Origin of the sequence: Streptomyces sp. NPDC020807, assembly GCF_040641575.1 — a bacterium.
GTDB lineage: Bacteria > Actinomycetota > Actinomycetes > Streptomycetales > Streptomycetaceae > Streptomyces.
In genome coordinates this window covers 41,902-65,118 of record NZ_JBFADU010000011.1, presented here as the reverse complement: position 1 = coordinate 65,118, position 23,217 = coordinate 41,902, and the positions used below count along the sequence as shown (strand labels likewise).

Genomic DNA, 23,217 nt, shown 5'->3' with positions numbered 1-23,217 from the left:
CCTCGCCGCCCGCCTCGCCGCCCGCCGTGCCGCTCGCCTTGCCGCTCGCCTTGCCGCTCGCCTCGCGGGTCATCGGGTCGCCTCCGTGAGGGTGTGGGGAGCCGTACGGGTCGCGGCGAGGATTTCGGCGAGGTGGAGCGTGCGCGTGCCGGAGCGGATGCGGGAGAGTCCGCCGCCGATGTGCATCAGGCAGGAGGAGTCCCCGGCGGTGCACACGGCGGCGCCGGTCGACGTCACGTTCCCGATCTTGTCCGCGAGCATGGCCGACGAGGTCGCCGCGTTCTTCACGGCGAAGGTGCCGCCGAAGCCGCAGCAGGCGTCCGCCTCGGGGAGTTCGACGAGGTCGATGCCCTCGACCGCGCGCAGCAGCCGGAGCGGCTTCTCGCCGACCCGGACCATGCGGAGGGAGTGGCAGGTGGGGTGGTAGGTGACGCGGTGCGGGAAGTAGGCGCCGACGTCGACCGTCCCGGCCACGTCGACGAGGAACTCCGACAGCTCGTACGTCTTGCCCTCGACGCTCGCGACCCCGGCGCGCAGCGCGGCGTCCCCGTACCGCTCGGCGACCAGTCCGTGCTGGTGGCGCACGCAGCCCGCGCAGGAGCCGGAGGGCATGACGACGGCGTCGATCGACGGGTCGCCGAACTGCTCGGCGAAGCGGCGGACGAGCGGCACGGGTTCGCGCTGGTAGCCGGTGTTCACGTGCATCTGCCCGCAGCAGGTCTGGTCGGGCGGGAACACCAGCTCGTGCCCCAGGCGGGTGAGCAGCAGGGCCGTCGCCTTGACCGCGTCGGGGAAGAGCGTGTCCCCGAGGCAGGTGGCGAAGAGTCCGACGCGCACGGGGACCTCCACAGATCAGGTTTGGTCCGACCATACAAGTGAGGAGCTGGGGACGGAAAGACCTGTCCTCAGTTTGGTCGGACCATACGACTGGGGGAGGCCCCTCGCCCGCCCCGCCGCCGGCCTCAGCCCCGCGGCTCCTCGTCCACCAGCGTGCCGTGGAACTCCCGGATGTGCCGCTCCACCAGCTCCGCCGCGCGGGCGCCCTCACCCGCCCTGATGAGCCGCAGCAGCTCCGCGTGCTCGGCGTTGAGGCGCGCCGCCGTCGTCGGCCAGTCCTCCGCACCCTCCTCCGCCCGGAGGATGAGGGTGCGGACGGACTCGCGCACCGCGGCGGTCAGCGTGGAGACCAGGGCGTTGCCCGACCCCCGGGCGATCAGGACGTGGAAGCGGGTGTCCAGCTCGTTGAAGCGGGCCGGGTCCGCGCCCGCCTCCGCCATGCCGGCGAGGAGCGCCTCCGCCGCGTCGAGGTCCTGGGCGGAGGCGGAGCGGGCGGCCGCCTCGACGCTGGAGCGTTCGAGGAGGACCCGCGCCTCCAGGACGTCGGCGAGGCCGTAACTGCCGAGGGCGAGGTGCAGGCGGAGGACCCGACCGAGGGCGTCGTCGGGGTTGCGGACGATCCGCGCCCCGGCGTCCGGGCCACGGCCGACCTGCGCGACGAGGACCCCGGTGCTCTCCATCACGCGGAGCGCCTCGCGCAGCGCGGAGCGGCTCACGCCGAGCGCCGTCGCGAGCTCCCGCTCCGGCGGCAGCCGGTCCCCGGCCTTCAGCTCACCGGCGAGCACCATCCGCTCGATGCTCTCCAGGACGAGTTCATGGGTGCGCGCCTGCTTCACGGGTCGCCACTCGGTCTCCACGGCCGCCTCCTGTGTCGGTGCCAGTCGGTGCCACGGTGCCTGTTCCGCGACGCCGGGACATCGTAACTATGGTCCGACCACAGCCATCGGGCCCACCGGACGGGCCCCGGCGGGTGCCTCGCCTAGAGTGCGAGGCGTGGCGACGTACAGCATGGGGCAGGCAGCGCGGCTGCTCGGCGTGAGTCCGGAGACCGTCCGCAGGTGGGCGGACGGCGGCAAGCTGGGCATGGAGCGCGCCGGGGCCGGGCGGCGGACCGTCGACGGCGTCGCGCTGGCGCGGTTCGCGGCGGAGCGCGGGGCGGGACTGCACGCCGTGCCCGAGGGCGACGTGCCGACGTCCGTACGGAACTCGTTCGTCGGGATCGTCACGGCGGTACGGCTCGACGACGTCGCCGCGCAGGTCGAGGTGCAGGCAGGACCGCACCGGCTGGTGTCGCTCGTGACGCGCGAGGCGGTCGAGGAGCTGGCGCTGGAGGTCGGGGACACCGTCACCGCGCGCGTGAAGGCCACCAGCGTCCACGTCGACCTGGGCTGACGCCGGCGGAGCGGACCGAGCGGACCGAGCGGGCGGGCGGCGCCTGCCCTCGTAGCTTCCTCCCACGCCCCTCTCATTCGCCATGGAGGGTCCCACGGATTTCTTGCAGATGACAGCCTGAGCGCCCTACGGTGTCGCACATGCAGTCCTACACCATCGGCCAGGCCGCGCGTCTGCTGGGCGTCAGCCCCGACACCGCGCGGCGCTGGGCGGACGCGGGAAGGGTCGCGACCCACCGCGACGAGAACGGGAAGCGCGTGATCGACGGCAGGTCGCTCGCCGCGTTCTCCGCCGAACTCGCGCACGACGACGACGAGGAGACCTCGTACACCTCGGCGCGCAACGCGTTCCCCGGCATCGTGACCGCGATCAAGCTCGGTGACATCGCCGCCCAGGTCACCATCCAGGCCGGACCGCACCGCCTGGTCTCCCTCCTCACCCGGGAGGCCGTGGAGGAGCTGGGGCTCGAAGTCGGCATGCAGGCCACCGCCCGCGTGAAGTCGACCAGCGTGCACATCGACCGCACCTGACCACCCCTCACGCAGCACCGCGCGACCGCACCGCGCCCCCTTCCGCAGCTCCTCCGAGGAGAACGCATGCCCCTGCTTCCTGCCGTCACCGGACGCCGTGCCGCGTCCGCCGCCGTCACCGCCGCGCTGCTCGTCCCGCTGGCCGCCTGCTCGTCGAGCGGCGACGACGCAGCGAAGGAGACGGCGGGCTCCACCGGCTCCTCCTCCCCGGTCGGCCTCACGGTCCTCGCCGCCGCCTCCCTCACCGACGTCTTCAGGACGGCGGGAGCCGCGTACGAGGCCTCCCACCCCGGCACGAAGCTCACCTTCTCCTTCGCCGGCTCGCAGGAGCTCGTCGCCCAGGTCTCGCAGGGCTCGCCCGCCGACGTCCTGGTCACCGCCGACACCAAGAGCATGGACAAGGTGAGGGCCGAGACCGGCCCCCCGGCGGTCATCGCCAAGAACCGGCTCGTCATCGCCACCGGCGAGGGCAACCCGTTCAAGGTCGACGCCCTGAAGGACCTGGCCGACCCGAAGCTGAAGGTCGTCCTCGCCGCGCCCGAGGTCCCGGCCGGCAAGTACAGCAAGAAGATCCTCGACGCGCAGAAGATCGCGGTGAAGCCGGTCTCGCAGGAGCCGAACGTGCGCTCCGTCCTCAGCAAGGTCGAGCTGGGCGAGGCCGACGCCGGTCTCGTCTACAGGACGGATGCCGAGAGCGCCAAGGACAAGGTCGACGCCGTCGAGATCCCGGACGACCAGAACGCCGTCGCGCAGTACCCGGCCGCGGCGCTGAAGGGCTCGAAGCACGCCGAGGCCGCCGAGGCGTTCGTCGCCTGGCTCTCCTCGCCGGAGGGCCAGAGGATCCTCCAGGACGCCGGTTTCCAGAAGCCGTAACAGCATGTGCACCAGGGGGCTGTCCGGCACGGGGGTGCGGACGGCCCCCGCCTTCGTCTTCGTCTTCGTCTTCGTGGGGTCACCAACGTGGGGTCATCGATGAAACGAGCAAGCGTCCGCAGGCCGGGAACGCGTCCGCCGCTGGCGCTCGCGCTGCCCGCGCTCCTCGCCGTGGCGTTCCTGTCGCTGCCGCTGATCGGGATCCTCGTACGGACCGAGTGGGGCGAGCTCGCCGGGCACCTGAGCTCCCCCGGCACGGTCGAGGCCCTGAAGCTGTCCCTCGTGGTGTCCTTCTGGGCGCTCGGCCTCTCCCTGCTGCTCGGCGTGCCGCTCGCGTGGCTGCTCGCCCGGGTCTCCTTCCCCGGCAAGGCGCTCGTCCGCTCGCTCGTGCTGCTGCCGATGGTGCTGCCGCCGACGGTCGGCGGCGTCGCGCTGCTCCTCGCGTTCGGGCGGCGGGGACTCCTCGGCCCCTGGCTGGAGGACACCTTCGGCATCACCCTGCCCTTCCACACCTCCGGCGCCGTCCTCGCCGCGACCTTCGTCGCGATGCCGTTCCTCGTCATCAGCCTGGAGGGGGCGCTCGGCGGGCTGCGGCCCCGGTACGAGGAGACCGCCGCCTCCCTCGGCGCCTCGCCGGTACGGGTCTTCCTCACCGTCACGCTGCCGATGGTGGCCCCCGGCGTCGTCGCCGGAGCGGCGCTCACCTGGGCGCGGGCGCTCGGCGAGTTCGGCGCGACGATCACCTTCGCCGGCAACCTGCCGGGCACCACCCAGACGCTGCCGCTCCAGGTCTACCTGCTGCTCCAGGACGAACCCGAGGCGGCCACCTCGGTCTCCCTGCTGCTGCTCGCCATCGCCATGGGGGTCCTGGTCTCACTGCGCGGCCGGTGGACGGGAACGCCCGTCGAGCGGAGGCCGCGCACCACGCCCGCACCCGAACCCGAACCCGCACCCGGACCCGGACCCGGACCCGGACCCGAGCCGGAGCCCGCCCCCGCGCCCGCGCGCCCGCCGGCCGCTCCCCCCACCCCCGCCGAGGGCCGCTGGCCCCTCCGCGCCGACGTCACCGGCTTCACCCGGCTCACCCTGGACGCCGCCCCCGGCACCACCATCGCCGTCGTCGGCCCCAACGGCGCCGGGAAGACCACCCTGCTCCGCGCCCTCCTCGGCCTCACCCCCCGCGCCCACGCCGACCTCCGCCTCGGCGGCGAGGACGTCACCGCGCTCCCCCCGCACCGCCGCCGGGTCGCCTGGGTCCCCCAGGACGGCGCCCTCTTCCCCCACCTCACCGCCCTCGCCAACACCGCCTACGGGCTCCGCGCCCAGGGCGTCCCGCGCGCCGAGGCACGGCGGGCCGCGCAGGACTGGCTCGACCGGCTCGGCGTCGGACACCTCGCCCACCGCCGTCCGGGGCAGCTCTCCGGCGGGCAGGCCCAGCGGGTCGCGCTCGCCCGCGCGCTCGCCGCCCGCCCCCGCCTGCTCGTCCTCGACGAACCGCTCGCCGCACTCGACCAGACGACCCGCGCGCACGTCCGGCACACCCTGCGCACCCACCTCGGCGGCTTCGGCGGCGTCTGCCTGATCGTCACGCACGACCCGGTGGAGGCCGTGTCCCTCGCGGACCGTGTCCTCGTCCTCGACGGGGGCCGGGCGCTCCAGGAGGACACCCCCGCCGAGGTCGCCCGGCACCCCCGCTCGCCGTGGGTGGCGCGGATGCTGGGCCGCAACGCCTGGCCCGGCACGGCGACGGCCGAGGGGCTCGCCCTCGACGGCGGCGGCGTCCTGGTCGCCGCCGAGCCGCCGGAGGCCGGGGGCGCGGCGCTGGCGATCGTCGCGCCCGAGGCCGTCTCCGTCCACCGCGAGAGGCCGGCCGGCAGCCCCCGTAACGTCTGGCCCGGAACCGTACGGGAGATCACCGCGAGCGGCAGCCGGCTGCGGGTGCTCGTCACCTCGCCCGACGCCCCGGACCTGGTCGCCGAGATCACCCCGCAGGCCGCCGCCGAGCTCGGCCTCGCCGACGGGGTGCCGGTGTGGACCGGGGTGAAGGCGACCGAGGTGACGGTCGTCCCCCTCTGAGGTCGCCTCCGGGGTCCTCCTCGCGCCGGGGGACGTCACCCCTGCGCCACCAGGGCCTTGAGCGCGGTGTTCAGCCGGAGGACGTTGACGCGGGGCTCGCCCATGAAGCCGAGGACGCGGCCTTCGGTGTGGTCGGCGACGAGCTTCTCGACGGCGGCGACGTCCAGCTTGTTGAGCGCGGCGACGCGGTGCACCTGGATCCTCGCGTACTCCGGGGAGATGTGCGGGTCGAGGCCGGAGCCGGAGGAGGTCACCGCGTCGGCGGGGACGTCGGACGGCTTCACGGTCCAGCCGTTCACCGAGTTGTCCCTGACGACGGCGGCCTTGGCTTCGGTGACCCACGTGATGAGGTCCTGGTTATCGCCGGAGCGGTTGGTGGCGCCGGAGAGGACCAGCTTGTACTGACCGTTGACGCTGTTGGTGCCGAGGCCGCGGGAGGGCCGGGGCTGGAACCACTTCAGGTCGGGCTCGCCGCCGGACAGATAGGTCTGGCCGATGAGCGCGGAGCCGACGACCCTGCCGCTCGCGTCCTCGACCTCCGAGCCGTTCGCCTTGCCGGGGAAGGCGAGTTGGGCGGCGCCGGTGACGGCGAGGGGGTAGAGGACGCCGCAGACGACGGTGAGGACGAGGAGGGCGCGCAGGCCCGCCCAGAGCACGCGTCCGGTGTTTCCTACGGAGTTGTTCATGGCGGCGATCAACCGATTCCGGGGATGAGGGTGAGGAGCATGTCGATGAGCTTGATGCCGACGAACGGGGCGACCAGGCCGCCGAGTCCGTAGATCCCGAGGTTGCGGCGGAGCATCGCGTCGGCGCTGCCCGGCCGGTAGCGGACGCCCTTGAGGGCGAGCGGGACGAGGGCGACGATGATCAGCGCGTTGAAGACGACGGCGGAGAGGATCGCGGACTCGGGCGAGTGCAGGCCCATGACGTTGAGCCTGTCGAGGCTCGGGTAGGCGACGGCGAACATGGCCGGGATGATCGCGAAGTACTTCGCGACGTCGTTGGCGATCGAGAAGGTCGTCAACGCCCCTCGGGTGATGAGGAGTTGCTTGCCGATCTCGACGATCTCGATGAGCTTGGTCGGGTTCGAGTCGAGGTCGACCATGTTGCCGGCCTCCTTGGCCGCCGACGTGCCCGTGTTCATCGCCACGCCGACGTCCGCCTGTGCGAGCGCGGGGGCGTCGTTGGTGCCGTCGCCGGTCATGGCGACGAGCTTGCCGCCCGCCTGCTCCCTCTTGATGAGGGCCATCTTGTCCTCGGGGGTGGCCTCGGCGAGGAAGTCGTCGACACCGGCCTCCTCGGCGATGGCCTTCGCGGTGAGCGGGTTGTCACCGGTGATCATGATCGTCCTGATGCCCATGCGGCGCAGTTCGCCGAACCGCTCGCGCATGCCCTCCTTGACGACGTCCTTCAGGTGGATCACGCCGAGGACGCGCGCGCCCCTGTCGTCCTCCACGGCCACGAGCAGCGGCGTGCCGCCCGCCCGGGCAATGGATTCGGTGAGCCGCTCGGCGTCCTCGGCCACCTCGCCGCCGCGTTCCGTCACCCACGCGACGACCGAACCGGTCGCGCCCTTGCGGACCCTGCCGCCGTCCACGTCCACGCCCGACATGCGGGTCCGGGCGGTGAACCCGATCCACTCTGCGTGGTCGAGCTCGCCGCGGTGGCGTTCGCGGAGCCCGTACTTCTCCTTGGCGAGGACCACGACCGAGCGGCCCTCGGGCGTCTCGTCGGCGAGCGACGACAGCTGGGCGGCGTCGGCGAGTTCGGCCGCGGTGGTCCCGGCGACCGGGACGAACTCGGCGGCCTGGCGGTTGCCGAGGGTGATGGTGCCGGTCTTGTCGAGGAGCAGCGTCGACACGTCGCCGGCGGCCTCGACCGCGCGGCCGGACATGGCGAGGACGTTGCGCTGGACGAGCCGGTCCATGCCCGCGATGCCGATCGCGGAGAGGAGGGCGCCGATGGTGGTCGGGATGAGGCAGACGAGGAGCGCCGTGAGGACGATGAGCGAGGTCTGCTCGTCGGCGCCCGCGTAGATCGCGAAGGGCTTGAGGGTGACGACGGCGAGGAGGAAGACGATGGTGAGGGACGCCAGGAGGATGTTCAGGGCGATCTCGTTGGGCGTCTTCTGCCGGGCCGCGCCCTCGACGAGGTTGATCATCCGGTCGATGAAGGTCTCGCCGGGCTTCGTCGTGATCCTGATGACGATCCGGTCGGAGAGGACCTTGGTGCCGCCGGTGACCGCGCAGCGGTCGCCGCCGGACTCGCGGATGACGGGGGCCGACTCGCCGGTGATGGCGGACTCGTCGACGGAGGCGACGCCCTCGACGACGTCGCCGTCGCCGGGGATGACGTCCTCGGCCTCGCAGACGACGAGGTCGCCGACGCGGAGCTCCGTACCGGGAACGCGCTCCTCGTTCTTCCCGGTGATCCTGCGGGCGACGGTGTCCGTCTTGGCCTTGCGCAGGGTGTCGGCCTGGGCCTTGCCGCGACCCTCCGCGACCGCCTCGGCGAGGTTGGCGAAGACGGTGGTGAGCCAGAGCCACGCGGTGATGGCCCAGCCGAACCAGTCGCCGGGGTTCTTGACCGCCAGCACGGTGGTGAGCACCGAGCCGACGAGCACCACGAACATGACCGGCGACTTGATCATGACGCGCGGGTCGAGCTTGCGGAACGCGTCGGGGAGGGAGGCGATCAGCTGCCTGGGGTCGAACAGGCCACCGCCGACGGGCTGGGCGGCCGTCCGGTGACCCGTGGGCGCGTCCTGGTGCGGCGCGCGGGTCGGAGTGGTGGTGCTCATGCTGCGAGCCCTTCGGCGAGCGGTCCCAGGGCGAGGGCCGGGAAGTAGGTGAGACCGGTAATGATCATGATGGTGCCGACGAGGAGGCCGGTGAACAGCGGCTTCTCGGTCCGCAGGGTGCCCGCGGTCTCCGGTACGGGCGACTGCTCGGCGAGCGATCCGGCCAGCGCGAGGACGAAGACCATCGGCAGGAAGCGGCCGAGGAGCATCGCGAGGCCGATCGTGGTGTTGAACCACTGGGTGTCCGCGTTCAGCCCGGCGAAGGCCGAGCCGTTGTTGTTGGCGCCGGACGTGAACGCGTACAGGATCTCGGAGAAGCCGTGCGCGCCGGAGTTGGTCATCGAGTGCGCCGGGGTGTCCAGGACGAACGAGGCCGCCGTGAAGCAGAGGACGAGCGCGGGGGTGACCAGGATGTAGCAGGCCGCGAACGTGATCTCGCGGGTGCCGATCTTCTTGCCCAGGTACTCGGGGGTGCGGCCGACCATCAGACCGGCCAGGAAGACCGCGATGACCGCCATGACCAGCATGCCGTAGAGGCCGGAGCCGACGCCGCCGGGCGCGATCTCGCCGAGCTGCATGCCGAGCATCGTGATGCCGCCGCCGAAGCCGGTGTAGGAGGAGTGGAAGGAGTTCACGGCGCCGGTCGAGGTGAGCGTGGTCGCCACCGCGAAGATCGATGAACCCGCGATGCCGAAGCGGGTCTCCTTGCCCTCCATCGCGCCGCCGGCGATGTCGAAGGCCGGTCCGTGGTGGGCGAATTCGGTCCACATCATCAGCGCGGTGAAGCCGAGCCAGATGGTGGCCATCGTGCCGAGGATCGCGTACCCCTGCCTCAGCGAACCGACCATGCGGCCGAAGGTCCGCGTCAGGGCGAAGGGGATGACGAGGATCAGGTAGACCTCGAAGAGGTTCGAGAAGCCGTTGGGGTTCTCGAAGGGGTGGGAGGAGTTGGCGTTGAAGTAACCGCCGCCGTTCGTGCCCAGCTCCTTGATGACCTCCTGCGAGGCGACCGCGCCGCCGTTCCACTGCTGCGCGCCTCCCGTGAACTGGCCGACCTCGTGGATGCCGGAGAAGTTCTGGATCGCGCCGCAGGCGACGAGCACGAGGGCGCCGATCACGGAGATCGGCAGCAGGACGCGGACGACACCGCGGACCAGGTCGGCCCAGAAGTTGCCCAGTTCGCCGGTACGGGACCGGGCGAAGCCGCGGACGAGCGCGACCGCCACGGCGATCCCCACCGCCGCCGAGACGAAGTTCTGCACGGCGAGGCCGCCGGTCTGCACGACGTGGCCCATGGCCTGTTCGCCGTAGTACGACTGCCAGTTGGTGTTCGCGACGAACGAGGCGGCCGTGTTGAATGCCTGGTCCGGGTCGATCGACACGAAGCCGAGCGAGCCGGGCAGCGCCCCCTGCACCCGCTGGAGCAGGTAGAGGAAGAGGACGCCCACCAGGGAGAAGGCGAGCACGCCGCGCAGGTACGCCGGCCAGCGCATCTCCACGTTCGGGTTCGCACCGATCGCCTTGTAGATCCACTTCTCGGGCCGCAGGTGGCGGTCGGAGGAGTAGACGCGCGCCATGTGGTCGCCGAGCGGCCGGTACGAGAGGCCGAGCGCGACGACGAGCGCGAGGAGCTGGAGGATTCCAGCGAGGACAGGACTCATCTCGGGGCTCAGAACCTCTCCGGCTTGATCAGCGCGAGGACGAGGTAGCCAAGGAGGGCGACGGCGACGACGAGGCCGACGATGTTCTCGGCGGTCACAGCTTCGCCACCCCCTTCGCGATGAGCGCCACCAGCGCGAAGACCGCGACGGTGGTGACGACGAAGGCCAGGTCGGCCATCGTGAGCTCCCAGGGGAAGAAGAAGAGCGGATTGTCGGACGAGATGAGGAAACCGCCTTCCCGGACGGATCCGGCCTCCGTTGACGCCGCCCTAACACTCCTGACGCCTGTCTTGACGCGTCCTCTACGCGAACCGGGGCGAGAGCCGCGGAGGGGACGGGGCGAGGTCCCGAAGAGGGCGGGGTGAGGGGCGCGAACGGGGCGGGGCGAGGGGCGCGAACGGGGCGCCCGCGGCGGCCCCGACCCCCTCCGTCCTGCGCCGATGTGACGCGAACGACGTCCGACCGGGCCATCTTGACGCTTCCCTGACGCGCGACCCCCGATCTTGGGCCCGTGCGCTGCTTAGGCTGTCCCGGCCCCGCCCACCGGCGGCGCCATCCGTCGAGTTTCAGCCAGGAGCCACCCATGCCCACCATCGAGGACACGCGCGCGAGCAGGCTGCGCGCGTGGATGCTGGAGGGCCTGTCCGACATGGGCAAGGGCAAACCCTCCCGGCCCAAGGAAACGGCGCCGGACGCCGGGCACAAGGGCCAGCCCTGGTACCGGGTCATGTGCCTGACGGGTGTCGACTACTTCTCGACCCTCGGCTACCAGCCCGGCATCGCCGCCCTCGCGGCCGGCCTGCTCTCCCCCGTCGCCACGATCGTCCTCGTGGTCGTCACCCTGGCCGGCGCCCTGCCGGTCTACCGCAGGGTGGCCGAGGAGTCCCCGCACGGCGAGGGCTCGATCGCGATGCTGTCGCGGCTGCTGTCCTTCTGGAAGGGCAAGCTGTTCGTCCTGACGTTGCTCGGCTTCGCGGCGACCGACTTCCTCATCACGATCACGCTCTCCGCCGCGGACGCCTCCACCCACCTCGTGGAGAACCCGCACCTGGAGTCGGCCCTGCACGACAAGCAGGTCCTGATCACGATGATCCTGATCGCGCTGCTCGGCGCGGTCTTCCTCAAGGGCTTCCTGGAGGCGATCGGCGTCGCCGTCGTCCTCGTCGGCATCTACCTCGGGCTCAACGTCGTGGTCGTCGTCACCGGCTTCTGGCAGGTGATCACCGAGGGCCACGTCGTCACCGACTGGACGGCCGCGCTGACCGCCGAGCACGGCAACGTCGTCGCCATGGTCGGCGTCGCGCTCCTCGTCTTCCCGAAGCTCGCACTCGGCCTCTCCGGCTTCGAGACCGGCGTCGCCGTGATGCCGCACGTCAAGGGCGACCCGGACGACACGGAGGCGGACCCCGCCGGCCGGATCCGCGACACGAAGAAGCTCCTGACGACCGCCGCGCTGGTCATGAGCGTCTTCCTGATCTGCACGAGCTTCATCACCACCGTGCTGATCCCGCACGAGGAGTTCGAGTCCGGCGGCAAGGCCAACGGCCGCGCCCTCGCCTACCTCGCCCACGAGCACCTGGGCAACACCTTCGGCACGGTCTACGACGTCTCGACGATCCTCATCCTCTGGTTCGCGGGCGCCTCCGCCATGGCCGGACTGCTCAACCTCATGCCGCGCTACCTGCCGAAGTACGGCATGGCCCCGCACTGGGCCCGCGCCGTGCGGCCGATGGTCATCGTCTTCACGCTCGTCGCGTTCCTCGTCACGTGGATCTTCGACGCGGACGTGGACGCCCAGGGCGGCGCGTACGCCACCGGCGTCCTCGTCCTCATCTGCTCGGCGGCCATCGCCGTCACCATCGCCGCCCGCAAGGCCGGCCAGCGCGGCTGGACGATCGGTTTCGGCGTCATCGCGGCGGTCTTCGTCTACACGACCGTGCTCAACGTGATCGAGCGCCCCGACGGCGTGAAGATCGGCGCCTGCTTCATCGCCGGCATCATCCTCGTCTCACTCCTCTCCCGCCTCGGCCGCGCCTTCGAACTCCGGGTCACCCACGTCGAACTCGACGAGATGGCCGAACGCTTCCTCCGGGACGTCTCGCACCGCACGCCGCGGTTCATCGCCAACGAGCCCGACGCGCGGGACGTCACCGAGTACCGCGAGAAGATCGACCAGATCCGGGCCGACAACGACCTGCCGACCACCGAGGACTTCGTCTTCGTCGAGGTCACCGTCACCGACCCGTCCGAGTTCGAGGCCGGTCTCACCGTCCGCGGCGAGGTCCTGCACGACCGCTTCCGGGTCCTCACGGTCGAGTCGTCCTCGGTGCCGAACGCCATAGCGGCGCTCCTGCTCCACTCCCGCGACCTGACGGGCGTCCGGCCCCACGTCTACTTCGAGTGGACGGAGGGCAACCCCTTCGCCAACTTCCTCCGCTTCTTCCTCCTCGGCCAGGGCGAGGTCGCCCCGGTCACCCGGGAGGTGCTGCGCGAGGCGGAGCCGGACCGGGACCGCCGCCCGCGCGTCCACGTCGGCTGACGACGACCGGGGCCGTCGCCCTCAGGCGCTCTGCCTGCGCCGCACCATCTCGGCGATCCAGACCGGCGCGTACGGGGAGGTGCACCCCGGCGAGGTCGGATAGTCCCTCAGGACCTGGAGCCGCTCGCCGATGCCGAGCGCGCGGGCCCGGTGCTCGGCGTGCTCGATGCCGATGCGGGCCAGGCAGGTGTTCATCGCCCACTGGAGGGGCTCCGGGGCGTCCTTCATCTCCGCCTCGATCGTGTCGAGGAGCCCCGGGAGGTCGAGACCGTCGGGGCGCTTCTCCACGCGGTCGGCGGTGAGCGCCCACCCGGCGCTCGCGACGGCCGGATCCGGGTCGGCGGTCCAGGCGACCCGGAGCTCCTCGACGTGGGGGCTCTTCCTGACGACGTTCCCGACGAGCCAGTCCCGCACCTTGGGCGTGCGGGCCCCGCGCATCATCGCGTCGAGCTCGTCGCGCCCGAAGGCCTTGGGACGGCAGACGAGGAGGGCGAGGAGCCGGGCCGCCGTGTCCCCCGTCGCCCACAGCTCGCGCGCGAGCTCGTGCCGCGTGCCGATCCGCTTGGCGAGGGCGCGCAGCCTGCCGAGGTTGACCCCGTGGTCGTCGCCGTGGCGCTCGTTGACCGCGCGGGCCCTGGGGTCGTCGAGGGCGGCGAGCTCCGCCGTCACCTCGGCGAGGTCGGGGGTCGTGTCCTCCGCTGCCACGGCGGTCTCCTCTTCTGTGTCGCTTCCGCGGCCCAGCCTACGACGCGGTCGGGTGCGTCCCCGGTGGGCTCACGGGGGTCCAGTACCGCTCCAGGGCCCCTTCCCGGTACGGGGCGGGGCTCACGCTCAGGTCTCCGGCGAAGGGCCGGTCGAGGACGAGGACCAGGAGGAGGCTGAACCCGATGAGGCCGGCGACCGAGGCGACGAAGAGGAGCTGGATGCGCCGCTTGCGCATGCCGTAGAGGAAGGTGAGCGGGATGAGGACGAGGGCGCCCCCGAAGGCGAGGAGCTGGAGCAGCGGGGGCAGTTGCTGCTCGGCCATGGTGAGCCGGGCGCGGCGCTGGGCGGCGACGGCGTCGAGGTGGGCGACGGCCGACTCGTAGAAGACCTCCTCGCGGGCGGATGCCGGGTCGTACCCCTGGAGTGCCGCGTAGACGTCCTGGAGCTTGGAGGCGGTGGCGCCGTAGCTCGGCACGCCCTCGCGCATCTTCGGCCACTGGTCCTCGACGACCCCGTGGACGTAACCGCTGAGCGCCTCGTCGACGCGGGCGCGGACCGGTGGCGGGAAGGCGGCGGCGTCGCGGGCGATGAGCGCGGCCTCGGTGGCCTCGGAGGCGACGATCGTCTGCGTGTTCTCCAGCTGGGTCCAGAGGGTGACGATGACGAAGGCGAGGATGATCCCGTAGATCGCGCCGAACATGCCGAGGGTGACCCCGACCATGTCGTTGTGCTCGCCCCGGGAGAGGGACGGGTACCTGCGGCGGAGGAGGACGCTGCCGAGGACGGCGAGGACGACGGTCCCGCCGACGATGACCACGGTCAGGGCCGTGGTGCTGAAGTTGTTGAGCAGCCAGAGCGACATGTGCGCGGAGTCTAGGGACGCGACGGGGGCGCGCGCCGTGCCTCGCGACGTGCGCGCCGGGTGTCCGCGCGCCCCCGGGAGACGTCTCGCGCCCCCGGCCGACGCCGCGGGAAGCGGGACCGAACCGACCTGAACTCCCCTTGCCGGGCATGGCCGTTACGGCCCGACGCGAGTCGCCCCGGACGGGTCGGTGCCGGGCCCGGCGGGTGGGGACGTCCGGCGCGCGGTGGGCCGTGCCCGTCCTCGTACCGCCACTCGATCGGGTGGCGGTACGAGGAGGTCCCGAGGGCGCTACTGGCCGACGCGCCCGTCCACGCACTCGCGGAGCAGGTCCGCGTGGCCGCAGTGGCGGGCGTACTCCTCGACGCGGTGCACCATGAGCTCGCGCACGGCGATCCCGTCCCGGCCGATCCGCTCGCCCAGGTCGGGGAAGGCGGCGACGGCGGCGTCGGTCGCGGCCTGTTCGCGCTCCAGGTCGGCGTAGGCGCCGTCGACGACGGCCCGGTCGCCGACGGCTCCGAGGAAGTCGCCGTCGGCCTCTCCGTACAGGCTCGGCAGCGGCTCGCCCTCGGTGATCCAGTTCTGCCAGTCGCGCTCCACCTCCGCGAGGTGGCGGACCAGGCCGAGCAGCGACATCGTCGACGGCGGGACCGAGCGGCGGGCGAGCTGCTCGGGGGTGAGGCCCTCGCACTTCATGCGTAGGGTCAGGCGGTAGCCGGAGAGGAACTCCTCCAGTGTCGCGCGCTCGCCCTCCGGGCTGGAGTCGCTCCGGTGGCGGGGGTCGTTCTCCGGGTCCGTCCACATGTCGGGGTAGGTGGTGGCCTGGCTCCAGCGTGCGGTGTCTTCGCTCATGCGGTTCATGATCCGTTTCGGTGGCAGGGCCACGCCACCGGATAAGCGCGCCCCGGAAGGGCCCTCAGAAGACCGAGAGGCCCGTGATGGTGGTGAAGCGGTCGAGGGCGGCGACGCCGGCGACCGAGTTGCCGCGCTCGTCGAGGCCGGGGCTCCAGACGCACAGCGTGCAGGTGCCGGGGACGACCGCGATGATGGCGCCGCCGACGCCGCTCTTTCCGGGGAGGCCGACGCGGTAGGCGAAGTCCCCGGCCGCGTCGTACGTCCCGCAGGTCATCATCACGGCGTTGACCTGCTTGGCCTGGCTCCGGGTGAGGAGCCGGGAGCCGTCGGAGCGGATGCCGTGGCGGGCGAGGAAGCCGGTGGCGACGGCGAGGTCGGCGCAGGAGGCCTCGATCGCGCACTGGCGGAAGTACTCGCGGAGCAGGGCCGGTACGGGCGTGGTGATGTTGCCGTACGAGGCCATGAAGTGGGCGAGGGCCGCGTTGCGGTCGCCGTGCGCGGTCTCGGACGCGGCGACGTCCCGGTCGAGGTCGAGGTCCTGGTTGCCGCTCTCGGCGCGCAGGAAGTCGAGGAGGGCGCCGGAGGCGTCGCCGGTGAGGCGGTGGAGCCGGTCGGTGACGACGAGCGCGCCCGCGTTGATGAAGGGGTTGCGGGGGATGCCGTGCTCGTACTCCAGCTGGACGAGGGAGTTGAAGGGGTTGCCGGACGGTTCGCGGCCGACGTGCTCCCAGACCTCGTCGCCCTCCCGGGCGAGGGCGAGGGCGAGGGTGAAGACCTTGGTGACGGACTGGGTGGAGAAGGGCTGCTGCCACTCCCCCACCCCGTACACCGTGCCGTCGAGCTCCGCCACGGCCATCCCGAAGCGGCGCGGGTCGACGGCGGCGAGAGCCGGGATGTAGTCGGCGGAGCGGCCGCGCCCGGCGAGGCGCCCGATCTCCTCGCCGATGCGTTCGAGGACGGGGAGGAAGGAGTGCACCATGGCGCGTATTGTGCCCGGCGCGGCCCCGTCGGCCGGCAGCCGCCCGGTTCAGCTCCCGGCCGTGTCGGGGATCCCGGTCCCCGCGGTCTCGTCGAGGGCGTACGGATGGACGTACCGCGTGTCGTCGAGGGGCGTGAACCAGGTGCCGAAGCCGTACGGTGCCGCCGGCCCCGTACCGCCGGCGGCCTCCTCCTCCGCCGCCCCGTCCTGGAGCCACGCGAAGTCCAGGGACTCGTACACCTCGCCCGCGAAGTGCGCGAGGGCCGCCGCGACCTCGTCGTCGAGGAGACCGTGCAGGTCGAGGGTGACGTGCGCCTGCTCGATGAGGAGGCGGAGGGCGAGCTCCTCGGCGAGGCAGCCGAGGCGCCGGAAGCTGCCGTCGGTGAAGCGGGTGGTGAGGGCGACGGCCGTGACGAGGAAGCGGCGGGCGAAGAGTTCGGTGTACTGGGACGCGTGCCGCTGCGGCAGCTGGTCGAGGTGCCACAGGTGGCCCCGGCACTCGGCGACGGTGGCGTCCTCGTCGGCGAGGGCCTGGACGTCGTCGTACAGCTCGTCGATGAGGACCTCGGCGCCGTACACCAGCGCTCCGGCGGCGAGTTCGGCGCTCGCGGGGCCGACGGCGGCCTCCGCCTCCCCGTCGCCCGCGACGCCGAACACGGCCGGGGTGAAGGCGCGCAGGCGCGGGGCGAGGGAGCGGAACTCGGCCTCGTGGTCGTGCGTCTCCGGCTCCTCCTCGTCCCCGGCCGGCTCCGGCTTCGCCGCGTGGTGGGCGCGCCTGGCCTGCGGGTCGCTGGGCGGGGCGCCGGGGCCGTCGGCGGCTTCGAGGCTCTCGCGGGCCGCGTCGGTGTGGAGCTGCACCTCGCTGCTCTCGACCGTCCACTCGGCGAGCAGTTCCGTGCGTTCGAGCACCTCTTCGCTCACGGAGCCGACCGCGTCCTCCGCGAACTCGAGGGCCGGTGCCGCGACCATCACCTTCAGGACCGCGCCCCCGGGGTGGACGTCCACGTCCACGTCGAGCAGGTCCATCTCCCGGCCGTCGGCGCCCTCGATCCCGGCCACGGAGGCGAAGCCCTGGTCGAGGAGGGCGGCGGCGCCCACGCGGTGGAGTTCGTCCAGCTCCGGTGCGCCTTCCGGAATGCGTATTTCCACGGTTACGACATAGGTCACGAACGAAAGCGTGCCAGGCCGGAGGGCCCGGACGCCGAGAGTTCTTGGAGTTGCGCCCGAAGTGAGGCAGGCTCACCCCCATGTTTTCGGTGGTGCAGAACGTGGCGATCGACTGCGCGGACGCCTATGGGCTCGCGCGGTTCTGGAGTGCGGTGACGGGCCGCCCGCTGGGCGCGGAGGACCGGCCGGGCGATCGGGAGACGCAGGTGATGCTCGCCGAGGGACCGGTGTTGTACTTCAACCAGGTCGACGAGCCCAAGACGGTCAAGAACCGGGTCCACCTGTGCCTGCGCCCCGACACCTCGCGCGAGCCGGAGGTGGAGCGGCTCCTCGGCCTCGGCGCCACGATGGTCGCCGACCGGCGGAAGCCCGACGGCTCGGGGTGGGCGGTCCTGGCCGATCCCGAGGGCAACGAGTTCTGCGTCCTGCGCGGCGAGTCCGACCGCGCGGCGACGGGTTCCTCCTGACGCCCTCCTGAGGCTCACCCGGGGCTCTCCCGACGTTCTCCCGGCTCCGGTGGCCTTCGCGGCTCAGGGCCAGTGGCGGTGCAGCTCGTCGACGCGGACACGGTGCGCGTGAGGTCCGCCGGCCGTCCCGACGAGGTGGGGGTGGTCGCGCACGAGGCCGCCGAGGCACAGCTTCGCCAGGTGCTGGCTGACTGCGGGCCGCGCGGCCCCGCAGGCCTCGGTCAGGGCGGTGACGTCGGCCTCGGCCCGCGTGAGCAGCCAGAGGACGTGGAGCCTCGTGGGGTCGGAGAGCAGCGCGAACACCTCGGCCGCCGCCGTGAGTTCGCTCGCACCCGGGGTCCGCTCGTGCGCACGGGGTGCGACGGGCGGACGGGGTGCGACGGGCGGCCGGGTGGAGACGGAAGGGGACTCGTCGGGCTCGGGCTCGGGCTCGGCTTCGGGCTCGGCTTCGGGCTCGGCTTCGGGCTCCTGGGGCATGGGGACATCGTAGGCAGGCCCACCCGCGTCAGCCCTGACGGTCGACGGCCGCCGGGAGCAGGGTGCCGAGGAAGCGGATGTGCACCGGCTCCCCGCTCCCGGGGCGGGTGACCTCGGCGCGCACCCCGTACACCTCCGCGACGAGTTCCTCCGTCAGCACCTCCTCGGGCGTCCCCCGGGCCACCACCCGCCCCTCGGCGAGCACGACCAGCCGGTCGCAGTACATCGCCGCGAGGTTGAGGTCGTGCAGGGCGACGACGGCGGTGGTCCGGAGTCCCGAAACGAGCCCGAGGAGCTCCAACTGGTGCTGGATGTCCAGGTGGTTGGTCGGCTCGTCGAGCAGGAGCTCGCGCGGCTCCTGGGCGAGGGCCCGGGCGATCTGGACCCGCTGCCGCTCGCCGCCCGAGAGCGTCCGCCAGGCGCGGTGGGCCTTGTCGGCCAGGCCCGTGCGGTCGAGCGCGGAGCGGACGGCGGTCTCGTCGGCCGCCGACGCGGGCGCCCAGGCCCTGCGGTGCGGGACCCGGCCGAGGCGGACGACGTCGAGGACGGTCAGGTCGACCTGGGTGTCGGCCTGTTGCTCGACGGCGGCGAGCCGGCGGGCGACGGTCCTGCGGCCGAGCCGGTCGAGGGGCTCGCCGTCGAGGGTGACGACGCCGCTGTCGGGGGCGAGGACTCCGGCGAGGAGCCGGAGGAGGGTCGACTTCCCCGAGCCGTTGGGACCGAGCAGTCCGGTGACGGTGCCGGGACGCGGGGCGAGGCTGACCCCGTCGAGGACGGGGGTCCCGTCGACGGCGCGGGAGACGCGCTCGGCGCGAAGCCCCCCGGCGGAACCGGTGGTTGAGGTCATCGTGTTCCCCGCGTCCGGTAGAGGACGAGCACGAAAGCCGGTACGCCGACCAGCGAGGTCACCACGCCCACCGGCACCTCCTGCGGTGCGAGCACGGTGCGGGCGAGGGTGTCGGCCCAGACGAGGAAGACGGCCCCGGCAAGCGCCGACACCGGCAGGAGCCGGGCGTGGCCGGGCCCGACGAGGGCGCGGGCCGCGTGGGGCAGGACGAGTCCGACGAAGCCGATCGCGCCGGCGGCGGAGACCAGCGCGGCCGTGAGGAGCGCGGTGGCGCACAGCAGGACCGTACGGGTGCGGGTGACGGCGACACCGAGGGACGCGGCGGCGTCCTCGCCGAAGGCGAAGGCGTCGAGGGTCCGCGCGTGCCCGCCGCAGACGAACAGGACCGCGACGAGCACCGCGAGGCACACGCGGACGTCGCCCCAGCCCGCCCCGCCGAGCGAGCCGAGCAGCCAGAAGAGCACGCCGCGGGTGGTCTCCGCGTCGGCGGCCGTCATGACGACGAACGACGTCAGTGCGGAGAAGAGCTGCATCGCCGCGACGCCCGCGAGGACCACGCGGTCGGTGGAGCCGCCGAGGGTGTGACTGAGCAGCAGGACGAGCGCGAAGGAGGCGACCGCGCCGAGGAACGCGCCGCCGGTGACGGAGAGGACTCCCCCGCCGACACCGAGGACGACGACCAGGACGGCGCCGGTCGAGGCGCCGGAGGAGACGCCGAGGACGAACGGGTCGGCGAGCGGGTTGCGGAGCAGCGACTGCATCACGACGCCGCAGACGGCGAGTCCGGCGCCGCAGACGGCCGCGAGGAGGGTGCGGGGCAGACGGAGGTTCCAGACGATGCCGTCCCGGATCGGCGAGACGCCGGAGGCGCCCGGGTCGCCGCCGAGGTGGGCGGCGACGACCGACCCGACCTCGCCGACCCGCAGGTCGGCGGGTCCGACGGTGATCGCGACGGCGACGGAGGCGCCGAGGAGGGCGAGCCCGGCCAGGACCCAGAGGGCCACCGGGCTCCTGGTGGCGGCGGGGCTCCTGGTGGCGGGTGCGCTCACTTCGCGAGTCCGTACGAGCGGAGCGCCGCCGCCAGCTTCTCGATGCCCTCGACCGTGCGCAGGGTGGGGTTCATGGCCTGGCCGCTGAGGAGCACGTACCGCTTCTTCCGCACCGCCGTCATGTTCCGCGTGACGGGGTCGGACTCCAGGAAGGCGATCTTCCTGGCGGCGCTCTCGGCGGACTGGGAGCGGCGGATCAGGTCGCCGATGACGAGGACGTCGGGGTCGCGGTCGGCGACGCTCTCCCAGTTGATCTGGGGCCATTCCTCGCGGGTGTCGTCGAAGACGTTCTTCGCGCCGAGCGCACGGGTGATGACGCCGGGGGCCCCGCAACAGCCGGCCATGTAGGGGGATTCGGCGTTGGCGTACCAGTAGAGGACGGTCGCGTCGGTGAAGTCGCCCGCCGAAGCGGCCTTCGCCACCCGCCCCTTGAGCTCGGCGACGAGCTTCTCGCCGCGCTCGCTCACGTCGAACACCCGGGCCAGGTCACGGATTTCGCCGTACACGGTCTCCATCGTGAGCGGCTTGGTGCGGACGCCGTCGCCGTCGCCGCTGTTGTCCTTGCCGGCGCAGTCGGTCGGCGAGAGGTAGGTGGGGACGCCGAGCTTCGCGAACTGCTCGCGGGGTGCCACGCCGCCCTTGCCGAGCGTGTAGCCGAAGGAGGCGGCGGCGAAGTCGGGTTCGGTGCCGAGGACCTTCTCGAAGGAGGGGTAGCGGTCGGCGAGGCGCGGGACCTTCGCGTTCTCCGCCTCAAGTCCTTTGAGGACGGGGTCGGTCCAGGTGGCGGTGCCCACCATCCGGTCGGCGAGGCCGAGGGAGAGCAGGATCTCGGCGGCGCCCTGGTCGAGCGCGACGGCCCTCCGGGGCGCTCGGTCGATCCGTACGCGCTGACCGCAGTTGTCGAGCGTCACGGGGTGTCCGGAGGCGGTGCCCTCCTCCTGGTTCTTCGCCGCGGGCTTCGGGGCGGTTCCACCGGCGCAGCCGGCCACGGCCAGGACCAGCGCGGACATCAGGGCCAGGAGCAGGGTCCGGGCGGGGCGAGGGACGGGGTGTGCGAACGGCACGGAGCTTCCTCTGCGTCACGGCTCATGCGCGGAGCCTGTCGTACGGTGCTCCCCGGGCGACGTCGCGACGCCGGGGCCGCCAGCAGGTCTTCGGACTCGGGGTCATCCGGACGGAGCGCCTTCCCGGGCCCGTCCCGCGACAGTGCCCAGTGGCCGATGCTCCGCCCGTCGCCCTCACCGCTGCGCGTCAGCTCCGGATTCCCACCGGATTCCCTGACCCGTGCACTCGCCCGTTCGGGTGCGTACAAAGGTGCGACTGGCTTCGGCACAGTACCACCGCGCCCGCCGAGGCCCTCTTCGCACCCGCACACCCCATGGGAGTGCCGGCGCCTTCAGAGGCGGATCTCCTTCGCCTCGAAACGACCCTCGCCGAGGGCGAGGACGAAGGTGATCTGCTGCCCCTCGGAGAGCGTCCTGGCCTCGCCCTCGATGTCGGCGGCGCTGAACCAGACCTGCTCCTCGGAACCGACGGGGACGACGAACCCGTATCCGTCACGACGGTTGAAGGACTTCACGAACCCTTTGCTTCTGCCGTCCACGGCGGCCTCCCTGTCGTCATCGGCGATGGGGGTGTCACGGGGTCTCAGTCGAGGTGTACCCCGTCGGCGCGCCCGCCGCCCGTCGATCGGCGCGAGGGAGTGGCGGTCAGCGGCCGCCGGGGTACGCGATCCGGGCCGTGATCCGCGCGATGCGCGCCGCCGAGACCTCGGGGGACGCCACCGGCTGGACGATGTGACTGACGGTGAGCCGCACGATCGTCTCGACCGCGAGGCCGCGGGACTCCTCGTCCACGTCGGGCCAGGCCTCGATCGCGTACGCGTCGAGCAGGGTCATCGCCGTCCCGAAGACGGGTTCGGGCCGGGTGGTCAGATAGGCGAGGAGGTCGTCGTCGCCGCCGCGCGCCGCCACCAGGACGCTCTTGATGAGGGGGTTGTCCACGGCCTGCTGGAGCGTGTAGCCGACCCCGGCCGCCGCCGCGGCCTCCAACTCGCCTCGGTGGGCGTCCAGTTCGCGCTGGATTCCGACGAGGAAGCCCTCCAGCTCTCGCTGGACGAGGGCCTGGCCGATGGCCTCCTTCGAGCCGAACTCGTTGTAGAGCGTCTGGCGGCTGATCCCGGCGGCGCGCGCGATGCCGGTCATGCGCAGGCCGCCCCAGCCCTCGGCGGCGACGAGGCGGTAGGCGGCGTCGAGCACCTGCTCGCGCAGGAGGGACCGGACGCTGTCGCGGAAACGTGTCATCGTGCGCCCACCTTATCCAGCGAACCCCTCAGAGGGCGCTGCCGCCCGAGACGTCCAGGTACTGGCCGGTGACCCAGCGGGCCTCGTCGGAGACGAGGAAGGCGACGACGTCCGCGATGTCGGCGGGGTCGCCGATCCGGCCGAAGACCGAGTGGGCGGCGAGGGCCGCGCGCGCCTCCGGGGTCGTCCGGCGCCGGGCGTTCATGTCGGTGGCGACGAAGCCGGGGGCGACGGCGTTGACCGTGATCCCCCGGGGGCCGAGCTCCTTGGCGAGCGCCAGCGTCATCGTGTCGACGGCGCCCTTGGTCATCGCGTAGGTCACGGACTCGGGGAAGGCCGTCCTGGTCGCGAGGGAGGAGACGTTGACGATCCGGCCGCCGTCACGGAGCCGGTCGAGGCCCCGCTGGATGAGGAAGAGGGGGGCCTTCACGTTGATCGCGAAGAGCCGGTCGAAGACCTCGGGGGACAGCTCGTGGACGCGGCCGGAGCCGCTCGCCCCGGCGTTGTTGACGAGGATGTCGAAGCCGGGCTCCTCGCCGAGCTCCGCGAGACCCGCGTCGAGGCCCGCGTAGAACACGTCGACGGCGTCCGGCGCCGCGAGGTCGGACCGGAAGGCGAAGGCCCGCCCGCCCCGCTCCTCGACGCCCCGCACCGTCGCGCGGGCGGCGTCCTCGTCGCGGCCGTAGTGGACGGCGACCAGGGCGCCGTCCGCGGCGAGCCGCTCGGCGACGCCTCTTCCGATGCCTCGGCTCGCTCCCGTGACGATCGCGGTCCTGCCGGCCAAGCGGGCCATGTGGA

Annotated in this window: 24 protein-coding genes and 1 riboswitch; of the genes, 6 read left to right on the top strand and 18 right to left on the bottom strand. The window is 72.6% G+C overall.

Annotated features, from left to right (window positions below; genetic code table 11):
• Positions 1-69 precede the first annotated feature (69 nt).
• Both AB0G79_RS18360 and AB0G79_RS18355 read right to left on the bottom strand, forming a co-directional pair.
• Positions 70-837: a (Fe-S)-binding protein gene (locus tag AB0G79_RS18360; protein ID WP_360807545.1), complete on the bottom strand. Its 768-nt coding sequence runs from the start codon at positions 835-837 to the stop codon at positions 70-72.
• A 125-nt stretch (positions 838-962) separates the two neighbouring features.
• A complete protein-coding gene (locus tag AB0G79_RS18355) occupies positions 963-1,694 on the bottom strand; it encodes an FCD domain-containing protein (RefSeq protein WP_360807543.1) in 732 nt (243 codons plus the stop codon).
• A gap of 136 nt (positions 1,695-1,830) precedes the next feature.
• Here AB0G79_RS18355 and AB0G79_RS18350 point away from each other — a divergent pair, with 136 nt between their 5' ends.
• From AB0G79_RS18350 to AB0G79_RS18335, 4 genes are all read left to right on the top strand, one after another.
• On the top strand, positions 1,831-2,229 hold the full coding sequence (locus AB0G79_RS18350) for a TOBE domain-containing protein (RefSeq protein WP_360807541.1): 399 nt from the start codon (positions 1,831-1,833) through the stop codon (positions 2,227-2,229).
• Between the two features lie 140 nt (positions 2,230-2,369).
• Positions 2,370-2,759: a helix-turn-helix transcriptional regulator gene (locus AB0G79_RS18345; RefSeq protein ID WP_360807539.1), complete on the top strand. Its 390-nt coding sequence runs from the start codon at positions 2,370-2,372 to the stop codon at positions 2,757-2,759.
• Between the two features lie 66 nt (positions 2,760-2,825).
• Complete coding sequence (gene modA / locus AB0G79_RS18340; RefSeq protein WP_360807537.1) at positions 2,826-3,632, top strand: molybdate ABC transporter substrate-binding protein; 807 nt, start codon at positions 2,826-2,828, stop codon at positions 3,630-3,632.
• A 99-nt stretch (positions 3,633-3,731) separates the two neighbouring features.
• Complete coding sequence (locus AB0G79_RS18335) at positions 3,732-5,708, top strand: ABC transporter permease (RefSeq protein ID WP_360807535.1); 1,977 nt, start codon at positions 3,732-3,734, stop codon at positions 5,706-5,708.
• 35 nt (positions 5,709-5,743) lie between these two features.
• On the opposite strand, the gene AB0G79_RS18330 is transcribed toward AB0G79_RS18335, so the two are convergent.
• From AB0G79_RS18330 to kdpF, 4 genes are read right to left on the bottom strand one after another with little or no spacing between them, the layout of a single operon-like run.
• On the bottom strand, positions 5,744-6,394 hold the full coding sequence (locus AB0G79_RS18330) for a potassium-transporting ATPase subunit C (protein WP_360807533.1): 651 nt from the start codon (positions 6,392-6,394) through the stop codon (positions 5,744-5,746).
• Positions 6,395-6,402: 8 nt separating this feature from the next.
• A complete protein-coding gene (kdpB, locus tag AB0G79_RS18325) occupies positions 6,403-8,508 on the bottom strand; it encodes a potassium-transporting ATPase subunit KdpB (protein WP_360807531.1) in 2,106 nt (701 codons plus the stop codon).
• Positions 8,505-10,169, bottom strand: a complete 1,665-nt coding sequence (gene kdpA / locus AB0G79_RS18320) for a potassium-transporting ATPase subunit KdpA (protein WP_360807529.1) — start codon at positions 10,167-10,169, stop codon at positions 8,505-8,507. Before kdpA ends, kdpB begins: the two co-directional genes overlap by 4 nt.
• Positions 10,170-10,177: 8 nt before the next feature.
• Complete coding sequence (gene kdpF, locus AB0G79_RS18315; protein WP_360807526.1) at positions 10,178-10,267, bottom strand: K(+)-transporting ATPase subunit F; 90 nt, start codon at positions 10,265-10,267, stop codon at positions 10,178-10,180.
• A 485-nt stretch (positions 10,268-10,752) separates the two neighbouring features.
• Here kdpF and AB0G79_RS18310 point away from each other — a divergent pair, with 485 nt between their 5' ends.
• Positions 10,753-12,708 (top strand): amino acid transporter, encoded by a 1,956-nt coding sequence (locus tag AB0G79_RS18310; RefSeq protein WP_360807524.1) that lies wholly within the window; start codon positions 10,753-10,755, stop codon positions 12,706-12,708.
• 21 nt (positions 12,709-12,729) lie between these two features.
• Here AB0G79_RS18310 and AB0G79_RS18305 read toward each other — a convergent pair whose 3' ends face one another.
• From AB0G79_RS18305 to AB0G79_RS18285, 5 genes are all read right to left on the bottom strand, one after another.
• The gene (locus AB0G79_RS18305) at positions 12,730-13,413 is read right to left on the bottom strand and encodes a DNA alkylation repair protein (RefSeq protein ID WP_360807522.1); all 684 of its coding nucleotides are present in this window, start codon (positions 13,411-13,413) and stop codon (positions 12,730-12,732) included.
• A gap of 37 nt (positions 13,414-13,450) precedes the next feature.
• Positions 13,451-14,275, bottom strand: coding sequence for a DUF4239 domain-containing protein (locus tag AB0G79_RS18300; RefSeq protein WP_360807520.1), 825 nt, complete (start codon positions 14,273-14,275; stop codon positions 13,451-13,453).
• A gap of 291 nt (positions 14,276-14,566) precedes the next feature.
• A complete protein-coding gene (locus AB0G79_RS18295; RefSeq protein WP_360807518.1) occupies positions 14,567-15,136 on the bottom strand; it encodes a DinB family protein in 570 nt (189 codons plus the stop codon).
• Positions 15,137-15,191: 55 nt separating this feature from the next.
• Positions 15,192-16,109 carry a glutaminase gene (locus tag AB0G79_RS18290; protein WP_360807516.1) on the bottom strand — a complete coding sequence of 306 codons (918 nt, stop codon included), beginning with the start codon at positions 16,107-16,109 and terminating at the stop codon, positions 15,192-15,194.
• 48 nt (positions 16,110-16,157) lie between these two features.
• The gene (locus AB0G79_RS18285) at positions 16,158-17,258 is read right to left on the bottom strand and encodes a hypothetical protein (RefSeq protein WP_360807514.1); all 1,101 of its coding nucleotides are present in this window, start codon (positions 17,256-17,258) and stop codon (positions 16,158-16,160) included.
• A gap of 98 nt (positions 17,259-17,356) precedes the next feature.
• Here AB0G79_RS18285 and AB0G79_RS18280 point away from each other — a divergent pair, with 98 nt between their 5' ends.
• The gene (locus AB0G79_RS18280; protein WP_360807512.1) at positions 17,357-17,743 is read left to right on the top strand and encodes a VOC family protein; all 387 of its coding nucleotides are present in this window, start codon (positions 17,357-17,359) and stop codon (positions 17,741-17,743) included.
• A 63-nt stretch (positions 17,744-17,806) separates the two neighbouring features.
• Here the strand turns inward: AB0G79_RS18280 and AB0G79_RS18275 are convergent, their stop codons facing one another.
• The 7 genes from AB0G79_RS18275 to AB0G79_RS18245 all read right to left on the bottom strand — a co-directional run bounded on the left by AB0G79_RS18275 (position 17,807) and on the right by AB0G79_RS18245 (position 23,212).
• Positions 17,807-18,220 (bottom strand): metalloregulator ArsR/SmtB family transcription factor, encoded by a 414-nt coding sequence (locus tag AB0G79_RS18275; RefSeq protein WP_360807510.1) that lies wholly within the window; start codon positions 18,218-18,220, stop codon positions 17,807-17,809.
• 28 nt (positions 18,221-18,248) lie between these two features.
• Positions 18,249-19,067 carry an ABC transporter ATP-binding protein gene (locus AB0G79_RS18270; protein ID WP_360807508.1) on the bottom strand — a complete coding sequence of 273 codons (819 nt, stop codon included), beginning with the start codon at positions 19,065-19,067 and terminating at the stop codon, positions 18,249-18,251.
• A complete protein-coding gene (locus AB0G79_RS18265; protein ID WP_360807771.1) occupies positions 19,064-20,071 on the bottom strand; it encodes an iron chelate uptake ABC transporter family permease subunit in 1,008 nt (335 codons plus the stop codon). Before AB0G79_RS18265 ends, AB0G79_RS18270 begins: the two co-directional genes overlap by 4 nt.
• Before the next feature lie 41 nt (positions 20,072-20,112).
• Complete coding sequence (locus AB0G79_RS18260) at positions 20,113-21,126, bottom strand: ABC transporter substrate-binding protein (RefSeq protein WP_360807769.1); 1,014 nt, start codon at positions 21,124-21,126, stop codon at positions 20,113-20,115.
• A gap of 138 nt (positions 21,127-21,264) precedes the next feature.
• A riboswitch (cobalamin riboswitch) is annotated at positions 21,265-21,395 on the bottom strand.
• A gap of 117 nt (positions 21,396-21,512) precedes the next feature.
• On the bottom strand, positions 21,513-21,719 hold the full coding sequence (locus tag AB0G79_RS18255) for a cold shock domain-containing protein (RefSeq protein ID WP_360807506.1): 207 nt from the start codon (positions 21,717-21,719) through the stop codon (positions 21,513-21,515).
• 106 nt (positions 21,720-21,825) lie between these two features.
• Positions 21,826-22,419: a TetR family transcriptional regulator gene (locus tag AB0G79_RS18250; protein WP_360807504.1), complete on the bottom strand. Its 594-nt coding sequence runs from the start codon at positions 22,417-22,419 to the stop codon at positions 21,826-21,828.
• A gap of 28 nt (positions 22,420-22,447) precedes the next feature.
• The gene (locus AB0G79_RS18245; RefSeq protein ID WP_360807502.1) at positions 22,448-23,212 is read right to left on the bottom strand and encodes a glucose 1-dehydrogenase; all 765 of its coding nucleotides are present in this window, start codon (positions 23,210-23,212) and stop codon (positions 22,448-22,450) included.
• Between the last annotated feature and the right edge of the window lie 5 nt (positions 23,213-23,217).

Excerpts from the sequence above, each read along its gene's own strand:
- kdpB (WP_360807531.1), bottom strand. The coding sequence starts at position 8,508 with ATGAGCACCACCACTCCGACCCGCGCGCCGCACCAGGACGCGCCCACG.
- AB0G79_RS18295 (WP_360807518.1), bottom strand. The coding sequence starts at position 15,136 with ATGAACCGCATGAGCGAAGACACCGCACGCTGGAGCCAGGCCACCACC.
- AB0G79_RS18335 (WP_360807535.1), top strand. The coding sequence starts at position 3,732 with ATGAAACGAGCAAGCGTCCGCAGGCCGGGAACGCGTCCGCCGCTGGCG.
- AB0G79_RS18310 (WP_360807524.1), top strand. The coding sequence starts at position 10,753 with ATGCCCACCATCGAGGACACGCGCGCGAGCAGGCTGCGCGCGTGGATG.
- AB0G79_RS18250 (WP_360807504.1), bottom strand. The coding sequence starts at position 22,419 with ATGACACGTTTCCGCGACAGCGTCCGGTCCCTCCTGCGCGAGCAGGTG.
- AB0G79_RS18260 (WP_360807769.1), bottom strand. The coding sequence starts at position 21,126 with ATGTCCGCGCTGGTCCTGGCCGTGGCCGGCTGCGCCGGTGGAACCGCC.
- AB0G79_RS18275 (WP_360807510.1), bottom strand. The coding sequence starts at position 18,220 with ATGCCCCAGGAGCCCGAAGCCGAGCCCGAAGCCGAGCCCGAAGCCGAG.
- modA (WP_360807537.1), top strand. The coding sequence starts at position 2,826 with ATGCCCCTGCTTCCTGCCGTCACCGGACGCCGTGCCGCGTCCGCCGCC.
- AB0G79_RS18270 (WP_360807508.1), bottom strand. The coding sequence starts at position 19,067 with ATGACCTCAACCACCGGTTCCGCCGGGGGGCTTCGCGCCGAGCGCGTC.
- AB0G79_RS18290 (WP_360807516.1), bottom strand. The coding sequence starts at position 16,109 with ATGGTGCACTCCTTCCTCCCCGTCCTCGAACGCATCGGCGAGGAGATC.
- AB0G79_RS18345 (WP_360807539.1), top strand. The coding sequence starts at position 2,370 with ATGCAGTCCTACACCATCGGCCAGGCCGCGCGTCTGCTGGGCGTCAGC.
- AB0G79_RS18300 (WP_360807520.1), bottom strand. The coding sequence starts at position 14,275 with ATGTCGCTCTGGCTGCTCAACAACTTCAGCACCACGGCCCTGACCGTG.
- AB0G79_RS18280 (WP_360807512.1), top strand. The coding sequence starts at position 17,357 with ATGTTTTCGGTGGTGCAGAACGTGGCGATCGACTGCGCGGACGCCTAT.
- AB0G79_RS18330 (WP_360807533.1), bottom strand. The coding sequence starts at position 6,394 with ATGAACAACTCCGTAGGAAACACCGGACGCGTGCTCTGGGCGGGCCTG.
- AB0G79_RS18245 (WP_360807502.1), bottom strand. The coding sequence starts at position 23,212 with ATGGCCCGCTTGGCCGGCAGGACCGCGATCGTCACGGGAGCGAGCCGA.
- kdpA (WP_360807529.1), bottom strand. The coding sequence starts at position 10,169 with ATGAGTCCTGTCCTCGCTGGAATCCTCCAGCTCCTCGCGCTCGTCGTC.